General features: G+C 73.1%; 14 protein-coding genes. 2 read left to right on the top strand and 12 right to left on the bottom strand.

Annotated elements, in window-relative coordinates; translation table 11 throughout:
* Positions 1-55: 55 nt before the first annotated feature.
* From ACFWEJ_RS07465 to ACFWEJ_RS07440, 6 genes are all read right to left on the bottom strand, one after another.
* Positions 56-2,359, bottom strand: a complete 2,304-nt coding sequence (locus ACFWEJ_RS07465; protein ID WP_377228564.1) for a sodium-translocating pyrophosphatase — start codon at positions 2,357-2,359, stop codon at positions 56-58.
* 187 nt (positions 2,360-2,546) lie between these two features.
* Positions 2,547-3,314 (bottom strand): HAD hydrolase-like protein, encoded by a 768-nt coding sequence (locus tag ACFWEJ_RS07460; protein ID WP_377228563.1) that lies wholly within the window; start codon positions 3,312-3,314, stop codon positions 2,547-2,549.
* Positions 3,311-4,825, bottom strand: a complete 1,515-nt coding sequence (locus tag ACFWEJ_RS07455) for a helix-turn-helix domain-containing protein (RefSeq protein WP_377228562.1) — start codon at positions 4,823-4,825, stop codon at positions 3,311-3,313. Before ACFWEJ_RS07455 ends, ACFWEJ_RS07460 begins: the two co-directional genes overlap by 4 nt.
* A gap of 408 nt (positions 4,826-5,233) precedes the next feature.
* On the bottom strand, positions 5,234-6,613 hold the full coding sequence (locus ACFWEJ_RS07450; protein WP_377228561.1) for a M18 family aminopeptidase: 1,380 nt from the start codon (positions 6,611-6,613) through the stop codon (positions 5,234-5,236).
* A gap of 91 nt (positions 6,614-6,704) precedes the next feature.
* Positions 6,705-8,420 carry a hypothetical protein gene (locus ACFWEJ_RS07445; protein ID WP_377228560.1) on the bottom strand — a complete coding sequence of 572 codons (1,716 nt, stop codon included), beginning with the start codon at positions 8,418-8,420 and terminating at the stop codon, positions 6,705-6,707.
* A complete protein-coding gene (locus ACFWEJ_RS07440) occupies positions 8,417-9,007 on the bottom strand; it encodes a sigma-70 family RNA polymerase sigma factor (protein ID WP_377228559.1) in 591 nt (196 codons plus the stop codon). The genes ACFWEJ_RS07445 and ACFWEJ_RS07440 overlap by 4 nt, the downstream gene beginning before the upstream one ends.
* 156 nt (positions 9,008-9,163) lie before the next feature.
* Between ACFWEJ_RS07440 and ACFWEJ_RS07435 the strand changes: the two genes are divergently transcribed.
* A complete protein-coding gene (locus tag ACFWEJ_RS07435) occupies positions 9,164-10,654 on the top strand; it encodes an oxygenase MpaB family protein (RefSeq protein WP_377228558.1) in 1,491 nt (496 codons plus the stop codon).
* Here the strand turns inward: ACFWEJ_RS07435 and ACFWEJ_RS07430 are convergent.
* The 6 genes from ACFWEJ_RS07430 to ACFWEJ_RS07405 form a co-directional block, all read right to left on the bottom strand.
* The gene (locus ACFWEJ_RS07430) at positions 10,552-11,583 is read right to left on the bottom strand and encodes a hypothetical protein (RefSeq protein WP_377228557.1); all 1,032 of its coding nucleotides are present in this window, start codon (positions 11,581-11,583) and stop codon (positions 10,552-10,554) included. The genes ACFWEJ_RS07435 and ACFWEJ_RS07430 overlap by 103 nt on opposite strands.
* The gene (locus ACFWEJ_RS07425) at positions 11,580-12,131 is read right to left on the bottom strand and encodes a sigma-70 family RNA polymerase sigma factor (RefSeq protein ID WP_377228556.1); all 552 of its coding nucleotides are present in this window, start codon (positions 12,129-12,131) and stop codon (positions 11,580-11,582) included. Before ACFWEJ_RS07425 ends, ACFWEJ_RS07430 begins: the two co-directional genes overlap by 4 nt.
* Positions 12,132-12,322: 191 nt before the next feature.
* A complete protein-coding gene (locus ACFWEJ_RS07420; RefSeq protein WP_377228555.1) occupies positions 12,323-14,068 on the bottom strand; it encodes a hypothetical protein in 1,746 nt (581 codons plus the stop codon).
* Positions 14,065-14,640: a sigma-70 family RNA polymerase sigma factor gene (locus tag ACFWEJ_RS07415; RefSeq protein ID WP_377228554.1), complete on the bottom strand. Its 576-nt coding sequence runs from the start codon at positions 14,638-14,640 to the stop codon at positions 14,065-14,067. The genes ACFWEJ_RS07420 and ACFWEJ_RS07415 overlap by 4 nt, the downstream gene beginning before the upstream one ends.
* A gap of 75 nt (positions 14,641-14,715) precedes the next feature.
* On the bottom strand, positions 14,716-16,458 hold the full coding sequence (locus tag ACFWEJ_RS07410; RefSeq protein WP_377228553.1) for an RNA polymerase sigma factor: 1,743 nt from the start codon (positions 16,456-16,458) through the stop codon (positions 14,716-14,718).
* Between the two features lie 132 nt (positions 16,459-16,590).
* A complete protein-coding gene (locus tag ACFWEJ_RS07405; protein ID WP_377228552.1) occupies positions 16,591-17,850 on the bottom strand; it encodes an RNA polymerase sigma factor in 1,260 nt (419 codons plus the stop codon).
* Between the two features lie 143 nt (positions 17,851-17,993).
* Between ACFWEJ_RS07405 and ACFWEJ_RS07400 the strand changes: the two genes are divergently transcribed.
* Positions 17,994-18,491, top strand: coding sequence for a GyrI-like domain-containing protein (locus ACFWEJ_RS07400; protein ID WP_377228551.1), 498 nt, complete (start codon positions 17,994-17,996; stop codon positions 18,489-18,491).
* The last annotated feature ends 72 nt before the right edge of the window (positions 18,492-18,563 follow it).

Raw genomic sequence — 18,563 nt, 5'->3', positions numbered from 1 at the left:
GTAGGACCCCGGCGAGATCGCCGGAGTTCTACCTCGCCGCGGTGCTACCTCGGCGTCAGACCGCCGCCGCCGTGCGGTCCTGCTCCGCCTGCTGGGCCGCGTCGACGCGGGACGCCCGCACGCGGGACCAGATCACGGCGCCGAAGGCCACGGCCGCCGCCACCAGCGCGATGCCGATGCGGAGCGCGTGGTTGGCGTCCGCCGGGACGCTGATCGCGACGACGGCGGGCGCGATGAGCAGCGCGACCAGGTTCATCACCTTGATCAGCGGGTTGATCGCCGGGCCGGCGGTGTCCTTGAACGGGTCGCCCACGGTGTCACCGATGACGGTGGCCGCGTGCGCCTCGGACCCCTTGCCGCCGTACTTGCCGTCCTCGACGATCTTCTTGGCGTTGTCCCAGGCGCCGCCCGAGTTGGCCAGGAAGATGGCCATGAGCACGCCCGTGCCGATGGCCCCGGCCAGGAAGCCGGCCAGCGGCCCGACGCCGAGCCCGAAGCCCACCGCGATGGGTGCGAACGCCGCCAGCAGGCCCGGGGTGACGAGCTCGCGCAGCGAGTCGCGGGTGCAGATGTCCACGACCTTGCCGTACTCGGGACGCTCGTCGAACGTCATGATGCCCGGGTGCTCGCGGAACTGGCGGCGCACCTCGAACACGATGGCGCCCGCGGCGCGGGTGACGGCGTCGATCGCGAGGCCGGAGAACAGGAACACGGTGGCCCCGCCGAGGATCACGCCCACGAGGGTGACCGGCGAGATGATCTCGTAGCTGAGCATCGAGGTCACGAGGCCGGAGCCGACGTCCCCGACCTGGGCGAGCGCGTGCGACACGGCGTCGGCGTACGAGCCGAACAGCGCCGTCGCGGCGAGCACGGCCGTGGCGATCGCGATGCCCTTGGTGATGGCCTTGGTGGTGTTGCCCACGGCGTCGAGGTCGGTGAGGATCTGCGCGCCCTCCTCGTCGACGTCGCCGGACATCTCGGCGATGCCCTGCGCGTTGTCGCTGACCGGGCCGAACGTGTCCATCGCGACGATGACGCCGACCGTGGTGAGCAGGCCGCAGCCCGCGAGAGCCACGAGGAACAGGGCGAGCGGGACGGAGCCGCCGGCCAGCAGGAACACGCCGCAGATCGCGGCGGCGATGATGCCGGCCGTGTAGACGGCGGACTCGAAGCCCACGCCGATGCCGGAGAGCACCACGGTGGCGGCGCCGGTCCGGGAGGTCTCGGCCACGTGCAGCGTCGGCTTCTTGTCGGTGCCGGTGAAGTAGCCCGTCACCCACAGGATGACGCCCGCGAGGACCACGCCGATGAGCACGGCCAGCGCGGACACGATGCGTGGGTCGGCGGTCACGTCGGTGAGGTCGGCCGTCCCGGTCATCTGACCGAACGACGACGGCAGGTAGACGAAGGCCGCGATCCCGGCCAGCACGGCGCCGACGACGGCGGAGATGTAGAACCCGCGGTTGATCGCCGTGAGCCCGCTCTCGGAGCCGCGGACCCGCGTGATGAACACGCCGAGCAGCGCGACGAACGCGCCGATCGCGGTGACGATGAGCGGGAAGACGAGCCCCTGCTCGCCCATCGCGGCCTTGCCCAGGATCAGGGCGGCCACGAGGGTCACGGCGTAGGACTCGAAGAGGTCGGCCGCCATGCCGGCGCAGTCGCCCACGTTGTCGCCCACGTTGTCGGCGATGGTGGCCGCGTTGCGGGGGTCGTCCTCGGGGATGCCCTGCTCGACCTTGCCGACCAGGTCGGCGCCGACGTCGGCCGCCTTGGTGAAGATGCCGCCGCCCACGCGCATGAACATGGCGAGCAGCGCGGCGCCGAAGCCGAAGCCCTCCAGCACGGCGGGCGCGTCGACGTCGTACACGAGCACGACGAGCGCGGCGCCGAGCAGGCCCAGGCCCACCACGGACATGCCGACCACGCCGCCGGTGCGGAAGGCGATGCGGGCGCCCTCGGCCCGGCCGCCCGGACGGGTGGCGGCCGAGGCGACGCGGACGTTCGCCCGGACCGCGAGCCACATGCCCAGGTAGCCGATCGCGGCGGAGAACCCGGCGCCGAACAGGAAGGCGATCGAGCGGCCGACCCGCACGCCGCCGTCGCCCGGCAGCAGGAAGAGCAGAGCGAACACCACCGCGGCGAACAGCACGAGGGTGCGGAACTGCCGCTTGAGATAAGCGGAGGCACCCTCCTGCACGGCCTGGCCGATGTCCTGCATCTTGGCGGTTCCATCAGGTGCGGCGAGCACCTGGCGGCGCAGCACGAAGGCGCACCCGAGGGCAGCGACCGCGATGACGGCGATCACCGCCACCGTGGTGTAGCTCCCTGCGCCGAAAACAATGCCGTCTTCGAGCATCCGTCCTCCTCGACGAGCTCCGGGGCTGTTCCCCCAGATATGAAATGCCCGGCACAGGCTTGACCCGTGCAAGGCCGATGCGCCCCGCCAGCAACGTCGATGGCGGGAAGAGACCAGAGTCTACCCACATGTGACGACAGTCACTATGTCGGAACATCAAGGGCTCCGCACCCTGGTCAGGGAGGTGCTATCCGGGCCCTGCGGTGTCGGTCAGCACACGGATCTGCTGGATCAGCCGGCCCGAGTCGGTCAGGTCGGGCAGCACCACGTCGGCCCCCGCCTCGGCGAGCCGGTCCGCCGGCGTCGTCCCCGAGGCCACGGCCACGACGCGGGCGCCGCCCTCGAGCCCGGTGCGCACGTCCTCCAGCGAGTCCCCGACGATCACGGTGTTGCCCTTGTGGAACGCGCTCGCGTACTTGTCGCCGGCGCGCCGCTGGGCGACCGCCACCAGCGCGGGGCGGTGCGCGTCGTCGGACGAGTAGCCGCCCACCGCGGCGTCGACGTACTGGTCCATGCCGAAGACGCCGAGCTTGATCCGGGCGTTCTCCTCGAGGTTGCCCGTCAGGACCGTGGTCACCAGGTCAGGCTCGGCCGCGACCGCCTTGAGGGCGCCCATCGCGCCGGGCAGCACGGTCCCGAGGCGGCGCACGTCGTCGATGTGGGCCGCGAAGCGCACCGGGACCGCCGCGAGCATGCGCGGGAGCAGGTGCTCGGCCTCGTGCTCGGGTACCCCGTTGTCGGCCAGCAGGCCGCGGATGGCCAGCGGCATCGTCACGCCGGTCCCCTTGACCGGGAGGCGTTCGGCGGGTCGTCCCACGACCTCGGCGAACGCCTCCCGGTATGCCGTCCGGTCCACGTCCCCGACGTAGACGAGGGTGCGATCGATGTCCCAGAGCACGAGGGCCCTGGCATCGCCGGTCCGGACATCGCCACCGGAGGTGGCAGGGGAGGTCACGACGCCAGGGCCGCGATCCGCTCGGTCAGCACGCGAGCTCCCACGCCGGAGCGCCGGGTGGAACCGCCGCGCCGCAGGTCGGCGGACAGGTCCCGCAGGTGCTCCCGCAGCCGCGCCGACTGCACGGTCTCCGCGATGCTCACCGCCTCCTCGCCCGTGGCGCAGGCCGCGTCGAGGTCGCCGGCCCGGGCGTGCGCCTGGGCCGCCCGGCTGAGGAACAGGCCGTGCGTGCGACGCTCGCCCGCCCGCTCGGCCCGGATCGCGTGCCCGAAGCTCTCCACGGCGCGCGCCGTGTTGCCGAGCGCCAGGTGGGCCGAACCGGACTGGCCGTGGATCTCGCCCTCGTTCATCCAGTACAGCCAGTGCGGGTCGTCCTCGCCGCGGCCACGGGCGCACAGCTCGGAGGCCTCGCCGAGGGCCCGGCGGGCGGCCTCGCCCTCGCCGGCGGCCGCGTGGCCGCGGGCCTGCCGGGTCAGGAGGGTCGCGGAGAGGTGCGGCGCGTCCAGGCGGGCGATCCGACGCCGGCCGGCCTCCGCCGCGCGTACCGCGTCCCGTGGGTCGCCGCTGGAGTATCCGTGGATCGCGAGGTAGGACAGCGCACCCGCGCCGAGCCGGTCGTCGGCCGCCGCGTGCGCGGCCCGCAGGCCGGCGAGCATGTAGGCGCGCGCCGAGTCCGTGCGCCCCGCGTCGAACGCGAACCAGCCCGCCTGCGTGGCGGTGTCCGCGGCGACGGCGGCGAGCAGCCGGCCCGTGACCTCGTCGTACGTGCTGCGCTCCAGGATCCGGACCACCAGGGCGAGGTGGGCGCGGGCCAGGTCGGCGACGGCGCCGCTGCCCGAGCCCTTGTCCATGACCCGCAGCTCGTCGAGCGTGCCCTGCAGGTGCCCGCAGAGCTCCAGCGACACCCGGGTGCCGACCGTGGCCCGGCGCAGCGGCTCGGCCTGCTCGGCGTCCCAGCGCTGGATCATCGAGTTCAGCGCGATGCCCGACGCCGGCCGCGGCGTGTCCGTCCCGGCGGCGTCGCTCATCGCGGTGGCCGACACGGGCCCGTTCGCGTCCGAGGGCAGCCAGTCCGCCGTGCTGTCGGCGACGTGCGCCAGGCGGAGCGCGGTGAGCATGCGGTCGGCCGTCCACGGCAGCGTGGGGTCCGGCGCCGTGGGCGTCACGACCACCGGAGCACTGCTGACCTGGCCGGACGTCGTGGTCCGCGCGGTCTCCGCGGCGTCGGGCAGCGGGCTGATCCCCGGGAGCGGGAGTCGCACCAGGTCCGGCGGTGTGCCCAGCCCCGTGAGGAACTGGACGACGCGCGAGACGTCGGTCAGGCGGCGGTCACCGCACTCCAGCATCGACAGGTAGGACTGGCTCAGCCCCGTCAGGGCTGCCACGTCCTCCTGCCGCAGCGGGACGAGCTGCCGCACCATGCGGCTGACCTGACCGAAGTCCCAGTCGGCGAGCGCCGCGCGGACGGCTTCGTCCTGCCAGACCCGTGCCGGCACGCTGGGCAGCGACACCACGGGAACTGACTCGGTGCGCCGGCACGCGGCACAACGGGCTTCGGAGTTGTAACGGCTGAGGACACAGCCGCATCGGGCGCAGGTGCGTACGGTTGCACGAGGCACAGGGGGCTCCTGAGGGTCCGGCATTTCTCTTTTGCCGAGTTCACGGCTCTGGATGACCACAGTGGTATCACCCCCACGAGGTCCATGCATCTGGACGGTACTAGGTATTTTCTTCCAGACTCACGGACAACCAGGATCGGCCGTTTTCGCAGGTCAGGCCGATTCTTTCTTGGACAAACGTCCAAGTCATGTCCGTATTGCATCAAATGTATACCCGGACAGAACCAACGGAAACATGCAAAAGCGCAGGTCGCCCCGATCAACCGTCCTTCTCGCCTCGTAGCGGGACGATTCGGCTTTTCACCCCCCGAGGACGGCCCTCATCGCGCGCGAGAGGTACCACGGATCGACCACCGCGGTGAGCTCACGGGCCGAGTGCATCGACAAAATTGGCACTCCGACATCGACAGTGCGAATGCCCAGCCGGGTCGCCGAGATGGGTCCGATCGTGGACCCGCACGGCACGACGTTGCTGGAGACGAACTCCTGGGTGGGCACCCCCGCGTCGCGGCACGCCGCGTTCCAGGCGGCCGCGCCGTGCGCGTCCGTGGCGTAGCGCTGGTTCGCGTTGATCTTGAGGATCGGGCCGCCCCCGGCGACGGGGTGGTTGGCCGGGTCGTGCCGCTCGGGGTAGTTCGGGTGCACCGCGTGCCCGACGTCGGACGACACGTGCAGTGACGCCGCGAACGCGCGCGAGCGCTCGTCGGGCGTGGCGCCCACCGCCGTGGAGACGCGGACCAGCACCTCCTCCAGGAACGGCCCCGCCGCGCCGGAGCGGGAGGCGCTGCCGATCTCCTCGTGGTCGAAGGCCGCGAACATCTCGACGCTCGCGCCCTTACCGACCTCCGGGCCCGCGGCCCGGCCGAGCAGCGCCGTCAGCCCCGCGTGCGTGGAGAGCAGGTTGTCGAGCCGCGCGGACGCGAACAGGACCTGCCCCGCGCCGAAGGCCCGGGCCGGCTGCGTCTCCGCCAGCACCACGTCGTAGCCGCCGATGTCCGCGGGGTCGACGCCGGCGTCCCCCGCGAGCGCCGCCAGGACGTCCGCGCTCTGCGCGTCGCCGAGGCCCCAGACGGGCTGGGTGTGGCGCTGCTTGTCGAGGGCTAGCCCGTTGTCGTTGACACCCCGGTCCAGGTGGATCGCGAGCTGCGGGATGCGCAGCATCGGGCCGGTGCGCACCAGGTGCTCGGTGCCGTCGTGCGTGACGATCCGCCCGGCCAGCTCCAGCTCGCGGTCGAGCCAGGAGTTGAGCAGCGGACCGCCGTAGACCTCGACCCCGACCTGCCACCAGCCGCCCGCGCCGCGCGTCGTCGGCTTGGGCTTGAGCTTGAAGCCCGTGGTGTCGGTGTGCGCGCCGACGATGGTGAACGGCGTGGTGGGGCCGGCGGCGTCGGGCACGGTGAAGGCGATGACCGAGCCGTCACGGACGACCACGTAGCGCCCGCCCGGGGTGACGCCCCAGGCGGCGTCCTCGGCGAGGAGCGTGAAGCCCGCCGCCTGCGCGCGCCGGGCCACCTCGGCGGCCGCGTGGTAGGACGACGGCGACGCCGCGATGAACTCGCCCAGGTCGGCCGCGTGGTCGCGAGCCTCCTGGGGGACGACCGCGGGCTGGACCGGGTCGATCCGCTCTGCTGCGGGCTGGTCTGCTGCGGACTGTGCGTGGGTGAGTGTCTGGTCCGTCATCCGGCCATTATCTCCGCCCGTGCCGGTCCCCCGGCCCACGGGTCAGACGCTCAGGTCCCCCGGGGACCTGAGCGCCTGACCCGTCTAGCGGTTACTGGCCGGCGACGTAGTACCGCCACGTGCCGTCCGCGGCGGCGATACCGATCCGCGGCCCGAGGTACGTCCCGTCGGCCCGCTGCGCCGCTGCCTCCTCGGCCGTCAGCAGACCGACGGCCACGACCTCGTCCCACGCCTCGTCCGAGTCGGCGAATTCCTCGGTGGCGACGCGGGGCTGGACGATCGTCTCGTTTCCGTCCGGCCCGGTGCCGTACGCCCTGCTGGTGCTGGCCAGCAGGGTGACGAGCGTCCGGTAGTGCTGCACGCCCGACTCGGGAAGGGCGAAGGTCTGTTCAGGGGTCTCGTCGTCGGGCATGAGCTCCGTCCCCGAAGCGTTCGCCAGGTCGACCAGCCCGTCGACGTCGCACTCCAGCGCCGCGACCATGATGTCTCCGGCGGTCGCCGTCGCGGCCTCCCTCGACGGGCCCTCGCCCTGGAAGACCGGGTCGTAGCCCGTCGCCGAGCACTCGGGCCCCGTGTCCCCGGCGACGGGGGTCTCCGGCTCCAGGGACACCCAGAGCCGGGAGACGCCGTCGGGCACGTCGGGCAGCCGGATGTCGATGGTCTCCCCGCTGCGGTTCTCGGACAGGGCGCCCACGGCCGAGCCTGCCTCGTACCCGTCGCAGGTGATCTGGCTGGCCGCGATCACCTCACCGGTCGACGGCAGGACCAGCTCGATCGGGAGCAGGTCCTCCGGGTCGGAGCTGGCACAACCGCCCATGACCCGCATCGGGGTGTCCGACGAGTAGTCGAGCTGGGTCATCTCCGCGGTGACCAGGTCGGTGGTGCGGTCCAGCTCGAAGCGTGAGACCTGGCCCTCGACCGGGTCGGGGAACTCGACCGCCGGTTCGGCGGCACGGGGCTCGCCCGGGCTGTGCGCGCCGTCGGCGTCCAGGCGGACCTGGACCGGGTCGCTGACCGTCGTGGCCCACTGCCCGTCGATCCGCGGGAAGGCCACCACGCGCACCTCGTAGTCGCCCTCGGGCAGCGGTGTCTTGTGCTGCAGGTCGCCGTACTCCCTGCCCGGCACGCACGTCGACATCGAGGTGCCGAGGGCCGCGACGGAGCTCGCACCGGTACCGACGAGCGGTACCGGCAGCTCGTCCTGGCCGGTCCACTCGTCGAAGACGTTCGGCCCCAGGTCGAGCACCACGCCGTCCTGGCTCCACACCAGGACGGGCGCGACGTCGAGCGTGCCCTTCCCGTCCTGGAACGCCGTCGCCATGCCCCATGACCTCGACCGTTCGTCATCCAGGTCGTCCGTCCGGGTGTAGATGTCACCGGCCGGCGTCACCGACCAGCCCTGGGCCGTGGTCTCCAGGTCCGCCACCGGCATGCCGCACGTCAGGTCGCTCCACTCCAGCCAGGGCGGCTGGTAGCCGTCCCGCACCTGGAACGCCGGTGCCGACGTGGGCGACCCGGAGGCGGGCGACCCCGGCAGCACCTCGCCGTCGTCCGGCGGCGCGAGCTGCGTCGCGCCCAGCGCCACCACGGCCGCGAGCGCCAGTGCGCCACCCCCCAGCCCGCCCAGCTTGGCCCCGCGCCGCAGGCGCACCCGCCTGCTCATGGCCGGTATCGCCGCCGCGGGCCCGGTCGGCGACGCCGGGTCCACGCCGTCCGCCATCGCGCCGAGGGTCTGCGCCAGCAGGCCCGAACCGGCGGGGTCCACCCAGCCGTGGTCCTGGTCCTTGGCGTCGTCGTGCCGGTTCATCGCTGGTTTCCTTCCGTCGTCGCATCCACTGGTTCGAGCACGTCGCGCAGGGTGCGCAGGGCGTCGTGCAGGTAGCGCTTGACCGTGCCCGGCGCCGTGCCCATCGAGTCCGCGACCTGCGCGATCGTCATGTCCTCGAAGTAGCGCAGCACTACGGCCGCGCGCTGCCGGGGCGCGAGCCGGGCCAGCGCGTGCACGACGTCGGCCCGCGCCGTGATCCCGGAGTCGGGGAACGGGACGTCGTCCACGGCGACGCGCGGGGCGATGTCGGCCCACCGCTTGGTACGCCGCCAGCCGTCCAGGTACAGGTTCAGCACCATCCGGCGCACGTACGCCTCGGGGTGCTGCACCGCCCAGCCCCGGCCCTCGCCGTCGTCCCCGTCCCCGTCCAGGGGCACCGCACGCATGCCCGACGCCGCGCGGCCGCGCCGTCCGCCCCGTCCCACCAGGCGCGAGCAGTACCGCACCAGCGCCTCCTGCACCAGGTCCTCGGCCTGCCGCACATCGCCGCACAGCGTGTAGGCGTACCCCACGAGCGCTCCGCCGCGCTGTGCGGCGAGCCTCTCCAGGTCTTCGTGCCAGCCCATCACCGGCTCCTTCCTGCCGTCCTGACCGTGTCGACGAACCAGGTCGCCAGGAGGTTGTGGCGCGTACGGACCCATTCTGCGGGCCGGGGCCCGTTCCGCCGGGGCCCGTTCCGCCGGGACCTGTTCCGCCGGGGCCGTCCGGGCCAGGATGAGGACATGGGCGAACCGGTGGACAACCCTGTGGACGACGTCGAGGCCGCCTCGGCGGCGTACCCGCGCCGGTTCCGCGCCGCCGAGGCGCGCGGGCGGCGGATCGGTCGCCCGCTGCGCGTGCTCGGGCGGGTACGTGGCGTCGACGAGGCCCTTCTCGCCCGGATCGGCCGCGCCTTCTCCGAGGAGGACGACGCCGGGGCGGCGCTCGCCGCCGCCATGCGGCTCCCGGCCGGCGACCCGGGACGGGTCACGCACGCGCAGCTCCGGGCGGCGCTCGCGGCCCCGCCGCCTGACCCGGTGCCGGCGCCGGTGCCGGGCCGTGACAGCGAGCTCGGTCCATTGCACCCAGATCGGTCGGTTGACGGACCGATCTCGGTGCAAGCGACCGATCTCAGCGACGAGGCCCAGCACCCGCCCGCGCTCCGGCGGTTCCTCGCCGAGGTCACCGCCGTGCCCGCGTGGGTGGACTGGGACCTGGTCGAGCAGGGGGCCGCGGTGCAGCGGCGGCTCGGGCAGAACGCGGGCGACGTGCTGCTCCAGCTCTCGCTCGTGGGCGGGTACCGGTTCGGCGGGCCGACCGACCTGCTCGTGGCCACCGGCGCCCTGACCGGCGGGACGCTGCGGCGGCTCGCCGAGACCCAGGAGTGGACGGTCGGGCTGTCCGAGCCGGGCGCGCTGCGGCCCTTCGCCCCCGCGTGGCGCGCGACCCTGCACGTCCGGGTCATGCACGCCCTGGTCAGCGCGTCGTTCGCGGACCGGCTGGGCACGGCGGGTTCCGGCACGGAGGGTCCGGGCACGGAAGGTTCGGGCACGGCGGGGTCGGGCACCGCCCGCTGGGACACCGCCCGCTGGGGCCTGCCGATCAACCAGGCCGACCAGGCGGCGACCCTCGGGCTGTTCGACGGCACCCTGATCCTGGGCTGCCGGGCGCTGGGGGTGCCCGTCCCGCCGTCGGACAGTCGGGCCCTGATGCACCTGTGGAAGTGGGTGGGGCACCTCATGGGCGTGCACCCGGACTTCCTCGTCGACGACGAGTGGGCGCGGCACCGCCTCAACCAGCACGTGCTGCTGGCCCAGGCCGGGGTGTCGGACGCCGGGCCGAAACTCGCTCAGGCGGTCGTCGCCGCGCAGGCCGAGCGGACCTACCGCGGGCCGGCGTGGTGGCAGCCGGCCCGGGCGTGGTTGGAGCGGGAGCGCCTGCTGTCGATGCTCACGACGTTCCTCGGGGTGCGCAGCATGCGCGAGCTCGGCCTGCCGCTCCGTCCGCCGTGGGCGCACGCCTACCTGCTGCCGCTCAACACGTGGCGGTACCGCGTGCTCGGCCGGCTGCCCGGCGGCCCCGAGCGCCTGGAGCGCTGGGGCCGCCGGCGCAGCGCCGCGATCGTCGCGAGCTACCGCGCGCGGCCCGTCCCGTCCTCGAGCGTGACGCGCTCCGGCTCGGACACGGCGAGCCAGACGACGTCGTCCGCACCGAACACCGGCATCACGGCGTAGACGTCGTAGGTGCCGCCTTCGCGCAGGTGGGTGTACACCACCGGGAAGTCGTCCTCCGAACCCTCGATCTCGCCCGCGCACGGGTTGGTGGGCCCCGTCAGTGCCTCGAGGTCCCACGGCCCCTCCGGAGCACCACCCTCGGGTGCGTAGTAGCTCAGGTTGGAGGCGCTGTTGGCGGGGAGGTCGACCACCACGCCGTCCTGCACCCAGACCAGCATCGGGTCCAGGTAGCCGCCGAGCGCGGCGGCGTCACCGGTGAGCCGGGTGCTCGCCCGCCAGCCGTCCGCGTCCTGCCGCGCGCCCAGGTCACTGGTCGTCTCGAGGTCGAAGCCCCCGTCCGGTGCGGCCAGCAGGTCGTCGACGGCCATCCCGCAGTGCGCGTCGAGCCCCTGGATCTGGAAGCTGTCGAGCCAACCCTGCGGCACGTACCCGTCGACGTAGGTCGCGGTGATCGGGTCCGGCTCGTTCGTCACGACCGAGGACGCGCTCGGGTCGGCGCTCGGTTCCACGGCCGCGGCGCCCGAGGGCACCGGATCGGGGGTGCCCGACGGCGACGGTGACGGCGACGGGCTCACCGACGCCGTCGGGCTCGGCGAGCTGCGCGTCGTCGGGATCTCCGACGGCACCGGGCCCGTCTCCGTGGCCTCGATCGTGGGGCGTCCGGGCAGCGGCTCGGACCGCGTGAAGGTCGAGGCCTGCGCGGCGCTGAACGCGAGCGCGCCCACGACGGCGGCCGTGCCCAGCCCCATCACGCCGGCCTTGGCGACCCGCCAGGTCCGCACCCTGCGCCGCAGCAGCCCGAGGTTCTCCTCCGGCGCGCTGGGCACGTCGGTCGGAGTGGCGCCCGAGACCAGCGCGTCGATGGTCTGCCGCAGCACGTCGCGGCCGATGCCCAGGTCGTCGGCGCCGTGGTCGTCGTGCCCGCTCATCGCAGCTCTCCCTCCGGCACGAGGACCCCGCGCAGCGCGCGGATCCCGTCGGCCAGGTGTCTCTTGATGGTGCCCTCCGCGATGCCGAGCGTCGCGGCGATCTGGGGCACGGTGAGGTCGTCGTAGAAGCGGAGCACCACGCAGGCACGCTGGCGCGGGCTCAGGCCGCGCAGCGCGACGGTCACGTCGGCGCGGGCGGTGATGTCCGACGCGGGCGCGCGCACCCGGTCCTCGACGGCCACCTTGGGCTGGGCCTTGCGCCACAGAGTGAACCGCCGGGCCTCGTCGAGATAGAGGTTGAGCATCGTCCGGCGCACGTACGCCTCGATGCCTGCGTGCTGCCCGCCCTCGTTCAGCGGGAACTCCGTGAACCCCTCGGCACCCGCCGCCTCCGGGCGGCGGAACCGCCGGAACACGCGCACCAGCGCATCCTGCACCAGGTCCTCCGCGCGGCGCACGTCGCCCGTCAGCGCATAGCCGTACCCCACGAGCGCGCGGCCCCTGCGGGTCACGAGCTCCGTGAGCTCGTCGTCCCAGCGCGCGCTCATCGCGGGGCCTGCCCTGACCCGGTCACGTCGTCTGCCCCATCACGTTCTCGTCCCCTTACCCTGCGGTTCCTGCGCCCCGCTCATGCCCATATACGAGCGGGGCGCAGGAACCGTTGGGACACGGACCGAACTTTTTCGGCCGGAATCGTCGTCCGCCCGGGCAGGCCGGTCCCTGCCCGACGACGGCGGGGTCAGTCGCTGGCGGAGTAGTACCGCCAGGTGCCGTCCTCGCCGATGCCGATCACCATGCCGGTGTACCCGAAGGTCGTGTCGGCCCGCTGCGAGTCTGCCTGCTCCTGCGTGAGCAGGCCTGCGTCCACCACCTCCTGCCACGCGTCGTCCGAGTCGCGGAACTCCTCGGTCGAGACGCGCGGCCAGACGACCGTCGGGACGCCCTCGCTCTCGCCCGCGACGGCGCCAACCGTGCCGGTCAGCAGCCGGACCAGGGTCTCGTAGTGCCCGCTGTCGGTGTCGGGCAGGGCGAAGGTCTGCTCAGCCGTCTCGGTGGTGGACATGAGCTCCGTGCCGTCCTGGTTCGCCAGTCCCATGAGCTGGTCGGAGTCGCAGGCCAGGGCCGCGTCCACGATGGCGGCCGCCTTGGTCCCGGCCCCCTCGCTCGGCGAGTTCGCCGGGTCGTAGGCCAGGTCGAGGCCGTCCGCCGAGCACGCTCGGGCGGCCTCGCCGCCGTTGCCGCCACTGCCGCCGGTGTTCGGGGCGAGGGTCGCCCAGAACCGCGCGACGCCGTCCGGCACGCTCGCCAGCCGGATGTCCACGACCTCCTCGCCGCCGCCCACCACGGACGGCGACACGAACCGCTCGCCGTCACAACGGACCTCGAAGGACGCGAACGACTCGTTGGTGGACGGCTGCACCATCTCGATCGACACCGTGTCCGCCGGGTCGGCGCTCTCGCACTCGGCGGTGACGACCGGCGTGCCGGTCGTCACGTACCCGAACTGCGTCAGCCGCGCGGAGACCCAGTCCGTGCTGCGGTCCAGCACGAACCGCGACAGCTCGCCCTCGACGGGCTCCGGCGGCTCGATCGTCGCGGCGCCGCCGCCCGTGCCGGTGGGGCTGTGCGCGCCGTCGGCGTCGAGGCGGACGTCGACCGGCTCGCTCACCGCCGTTGCGAACGCCCCCGAGGCGGTCTGCGGGAAGGCGACCACCCGCACCTCGTAGTCGCCCGCAGGCAGGGGCGTGTCGAAGGTGTCGCGGGTCTCGGTCTCGACGGGCGCGCACGTGGTGAACGCACCCCCTTGGGCCTCGGTGACGTCGCCACCCTCGGAGCTGAGCAGCGGCGCACTCATGACGGATCCGTCGAACACGTTCGTCCCCAGGTCGACCACCACGCCGTCCTGGCTCCACACCAGCACCGGCGGGACGTCGAGCGACCCTCCGGTGCCCGCGACGAGCGCCGACATGCCCCACGACGTCGAGGGCTCACCGCCCATCTCGGACGTCACCGCGTAGATGTCACCGCTCGAGGAGGACGTCCAGCCCTGCGCCGTCGTCTCCAGGTCCGCCACCGGCATGCCGCACGACAGTCCGGCGTCGAGGTCCGCGATCCACGAGGGCACGTACCCGTCCTGGATCACGCTCGTCGCGGGCGGTCCCGACGGCGACGGCTCGCCGGTCGGTTCCGCGGACCGGTTCGGGGCCACGATCTCGGTGGGCGACCCCGGCAGCACCGGGTCGGCGCTGTTCCACAGCGGCGTCTGCGTGACGCCGAAGGCGAGCACGCCCGCCACCACCAGGCTGGCGCCGGCGAGGCTGCCGACCTTCGCGGCACGACGCCGTCGCACGCGGTCGCGCACCACCCCGAACGAGACGTGCAAGTCATCCACCTCCCCTCCGGGCATCGCGTCGGCGGCGCCATGGAGTGCGCCGCTCAGGAAGTCGTTCTGGTCGGAACGGTCGTTCAGGTCGTCGAGGCTCATCGGGCGGCCCTCCCTTCGGCGGGTCGGAAGTCGTCGGGGCGCAGGATCTCCTGCAGGTTCTTGGTCGCGTCGGACAGGTACCGCTTCACCGTGCCCTGGGCGGTACCCAGGGCGTCCGCGATCTGCGGCACCGTCATGTCCTCGAAGTAGCGCAGCACGACGCAGGCGCGCTCCCGGGCGCCGAGCTTCGCGAGCGCCGTCATGACGTCGACCCGCGCCGACGCCGCCTGGTCGGCGCCGCGGGTGCTGGTGTCGTCCGCCATCAGGTGCTTGATACCGGACCAGCGCTGCCGCTTGCGGTAGCCGTCCAGGTAGATGGTCAGGACCGCCCGCCGCACGTAACCCTCCACGTTGGTGAACGGTGAGTCGAGGTCGTGCGCCGAGCTGCCCGCCGTCACGCCCACCCCGCCGCCCCGGCCGGGGCGGCGGAGCCGCGAGTAGACCTTCACCAGTGCGTCCTGGACCAGGTCCTCGGCGAGCGCCCGGTCGCCGGAGAGCATGTAGGCATAGCGGACCAGCGCGCTGCCGCGCGTCCTCATGAGCTCATCGAGCTCGTTCTCCCATACCGCCATGGCCACCTCCCCGGTGCGTGTGTGCTGTCATCGTCTCCACACACCCCATGACGCGCACCGGGGAGCTTTCGTTGGTCACTCGCCGATGTAGTAGTCGGCGAACGCCTCCGTGGCCAGGTACTGCGGTTCGCCGTCCGAACCCGGGTCGATCTCGGTGAAGGCGTAGAGGGTGTAGCCGCCGTCCGGCAGCCCGGCGTCGGGATCGGTGAGGCAGGTCAGGTCCGGCTCCACGGGGACGACGACGGAGGTGTCGCCCCCGGCGTCGACCCGGAGGTCCTCCGCCGGCTCGGACCAGACGTCCCGGCCCACCCCGACCACGCGTCCGGCGCTGAGCCAGACCAGGGTGACCGGCGTGCGGGTGGTGTCGACGGCCTCGCCCGCGGTCTCCTCGAACGTGGCCGTCACCTCGGTGGGGGTGAGGGACGCGCCGCTGGTGTCCGCCGACAGCTTCAGGTTCCCGCGCTCGTTCGGCACGTGCGTGCCCTGCGGGATGTCCGACGCGTGGACGCCGCAGGCCAGGCGGGTGCCCTCCAGCCACTCGGGCTGGTAGCCGTCGCGGATGTCGACGGTCAGCGGCTCCTCGGCGGGTACGTCGACCTCCGGCACCGCCAGGGTGACGGGCTCGCTGACGGCCATCTCGCCCCCGTTGCCCTCGTTCCACGGCATGACCGCGTAGACGTCGTAGGTGCCGGCCGGGCGTGACTCCAGGAAGGTCTCGGTGATCATGCCGACCGTCCAGTCCCCGCACGCCGTGGCGGCGGCGGCCTCGGCGACGTCGTCCTGGGACTTTCCGGCGTCGGGCAGCATGTAACCGCCCTCGTGCCAGCCCGCCCCCAGGTCGACCACCTGGCCGTTCTGCGCGAAGACCAGCATGGGGTAGCCGCCGTCCAGCGCCGGACCCTCGGCGTCCGTGCGGGTGATGCGGACCGGGGCGGTGAGCCCGTACTCGTCCACCGTCAGGTCGCCGGTCAGCTCCAGCTCCACCAGGTCGGAGGTGGACGTCAGCTCCGTGACCTCCATGCCACAGCGGTACTGGGGGCCGTGCTCGGTCCACTGCATCGGCGCCCAGCCGCCGACGGCCGCGTTCGACACCTCAGGGCTCTGCGTCGCCGGGACCACCGGCTCGGACAGGAGCCGCGACGGCCCCCACAGGGCCGCCATCGCCAGCAGGCCCGCGAGCACCAGCGAGGCGCCGCCCAGCGCGCCCACCTTCACCGCGCGACGGCGGCGCACCATGCCGGAGACGGCGTCGAGCCGCTCGTCCAGCGCCGTGTCCATCTCCGGCACCGTGATCTCCGCGAGCGAGCCGCGCAGCACCTCCATCGCGTTGGACAGGTGCCGCTTGATCGTGCCCTGGCTCGTGCCGAGGGTCTGCGCGATCTGCGGCACCGTCATGTCCTCGAAGAACCGCAGCACCACCGACTCGCGCTGCCGCGGCGAGAGCTGGGCCAGCGCCGCCCCGACGTCGACCCGCGCCGTCGCGACGCGCTCCGCCGCGGGCGCGCGGTCCTCGTCGGCCAGCAGGTGCTTGATACCCGTCCAGCTCGTCTGCCGCCGGTAGCCGTCCAGGTAGATGGTCAGCATCGCCCGGCGCACGTACGCCTCCGCGTTCGTCAGCCGGGGCTGGTCCAGGTCCACGACCTGCCCGTTGTCCGACAGCTCCCGCGGCCGGCGTAGGCGCGAGAACACCTTGACCAGCGCGTCCTGCACCAGGTCCTCGGCCTGCGTCCGGTCCCGGCACAGCGTGTACCCGTACCCGACCAGCGCGCGGCCCCGCCGCGCCATGAGCTCCTCGAGCTCGCTCTCCCACTGCGCCATGTGTGACGTCCCCTCTCGCTTTCATCCTCCCTGACGGGCGGGAACGCGAGAACGATGATGCTGGGGTCGAGGCAATCTGCGGGAGCTCGTGGACGCGGCCGGGCGCGCCCAGGACGGCGCCGCGAGAGTCGGCTACGGAGCCACGCCGCTGTCCAGGTCCACGGTGATCGGGTCGCTGACCAGGAGGGCGTCCCTGAAATCGGCAGGGTCGGCGACGATCGCGAGCAGCTCGTACCGCCCGCCAGCACGTTCGTTCTCGTACCTAAAAGTGTCTTCGACCAGCGTGTCCGCTCGGCAGGACGACGCGTTCCCGGCGTCGGCCGGCCCGGTCCAGGTCCCCTGCTCGACGAGCGCCCCGGGTGCCTCGTCGTTGTTCAGATCGCCCCAGTGGGTTGGGAGGTCGACGATCCGACCGTCGTGCGCCCAGACGATCAGCGGCGAGGTCATGGAGGCGAAGTCCTCGTCGAAGATGCCGTCCGGTACCTCGCCGGAGATCGTCACCGGCAGGCTCCAGAACGAGGTGTGCCCATCCGCCTCGGCCGCCAGGTCGCCGCTGATCTCGATGTCGAACGTGCCCGTGTCCATCGCCTCCAGCTCCTCGACCGGCATGCCGCAGTACACCCCGGCGTCCTCGGGCCAGCTCGCCGGCACGTACCCCGGCGTGTACTCGATCTTGTCGTCGGCGGGCAGCGGCTCCGACCGGATCCAGGGCTTGACCGCGAACGCGCCCCACGCCAGCACCAGGGCCAGCACCATGGACACACCGGCCATGGCGCCCACCTTCGCCGTCCGACGGCGGCGCACCGCGCCGGCCACCACGTCCAGCCGCTCGTCCAGCGTGCTGTCCATCGCGGGAGTGACGATCTCGGCGAGCGCCCCGCGCAGCACCTCGATCGCCTCGGACAGGTACCGCTTGATCGTGCCCGGCCGGGTGCCCAGCGCCTCGGCGATCTGCGGCACCGTCAGGTCGTCGAAGAACCGCAGCACCACCGCCTCGCGCTGGCGCGGGGAGAGCCGGGCAAGGGCCACGCCGACGTCCACCCGCGCCGTGGCGACCCGGTCCGCACCGGGCGCGCTGTCGTCGGCGGCCAGGAGGTGCTTGAGGCCGGTCCAGTGGTTGTTCCGCCGGTAGCCGTCGAGGTAGATCGTCAGGATCGCCTGGCGCACGTAGGCCTCGGCATTGGTCAGCCGGGGCTCCTCCAGGTCCACGACCTGCTGCCCGCCGTCGGCCGTCCCGGAGCGACGGCGCAGGCGCGAGAACACCTTGACCAGCGCGTCCTGCACCAGGTCCTCGGCCTGCGCCTTGTTGCGGCACAACGAGTACGCGTACCCCACCAGCGCCCCGCCACGTCTCGTCGCCAGCTCCGCGAGCTCGGCCTCCCACTGCGCCATCGAAGCGCCTCCTCTCCCCGTTCGTGCTCCCTGACGGACGGCGCGTCGAAAACGATGCGGCGCGTCAGGCACGGAGGGCGGAACCGCCGAGGAGCGACGGTACGGCACCGATGAGTTCCGCCGGCCCGGGTGGTCCGCACCGCATGAGCACCTACCGCGTCGAGACGCGCCCCGAGACGACCACGGCCGGCATCACCGGCACCGTGCCGATGACTGAGATCGGGCGGATCGCGGACCGCATCCCCGAGATCGCCGGCTGGCTCGCCGAGCGCGGCTCGCACCCCGGCGGCGCCCCGTACTTCCGCTACCGCGTGATCGACATGGCGGCCGACCTCGTCGTCGAGGTCGGCTTCCCGGTGCCCGACGGCGCCGCGCTCGCGTCGGGGGGCGACGTCGCCGTGGGCAGCATCCCGGCCGGGCGCTACGTGACGACCGTCCACCACGGCCACCCCGACGGACTGGTCGACGCCACCGGCGCGCTCCTGAGGTGGGCCGCCGAGGAGGGGCTCACGTTCGACCGGCACGACACCGACGCCGGCGACGCGTGGGCGGGCCGGTTCGAGTTCTACCTCACCGACCCCGCGGAGCAGCCCGACATGGCGCAGTGGGACACGGAGCTCGCGTTCAAGCTGGCCGACTGAATCCGGCTGGCCGCCCATCCCCTTTGAGGCCCGGCTTTCTTCGCTTTGAGCCTCGGCGGCCCACCTCAGGAG

Source organism: Promicromonospora sp. NPDC060204 (assembly GCF_042728455.1).
GTDB lineage: Bacteria > Actinomycetota > Actinomycetes > Actinomycetales > Cellulomonadaceae > Promicromonospora.
This window is presented reverse-complemented; position numbering and strand designations above follow the sequence as displayed.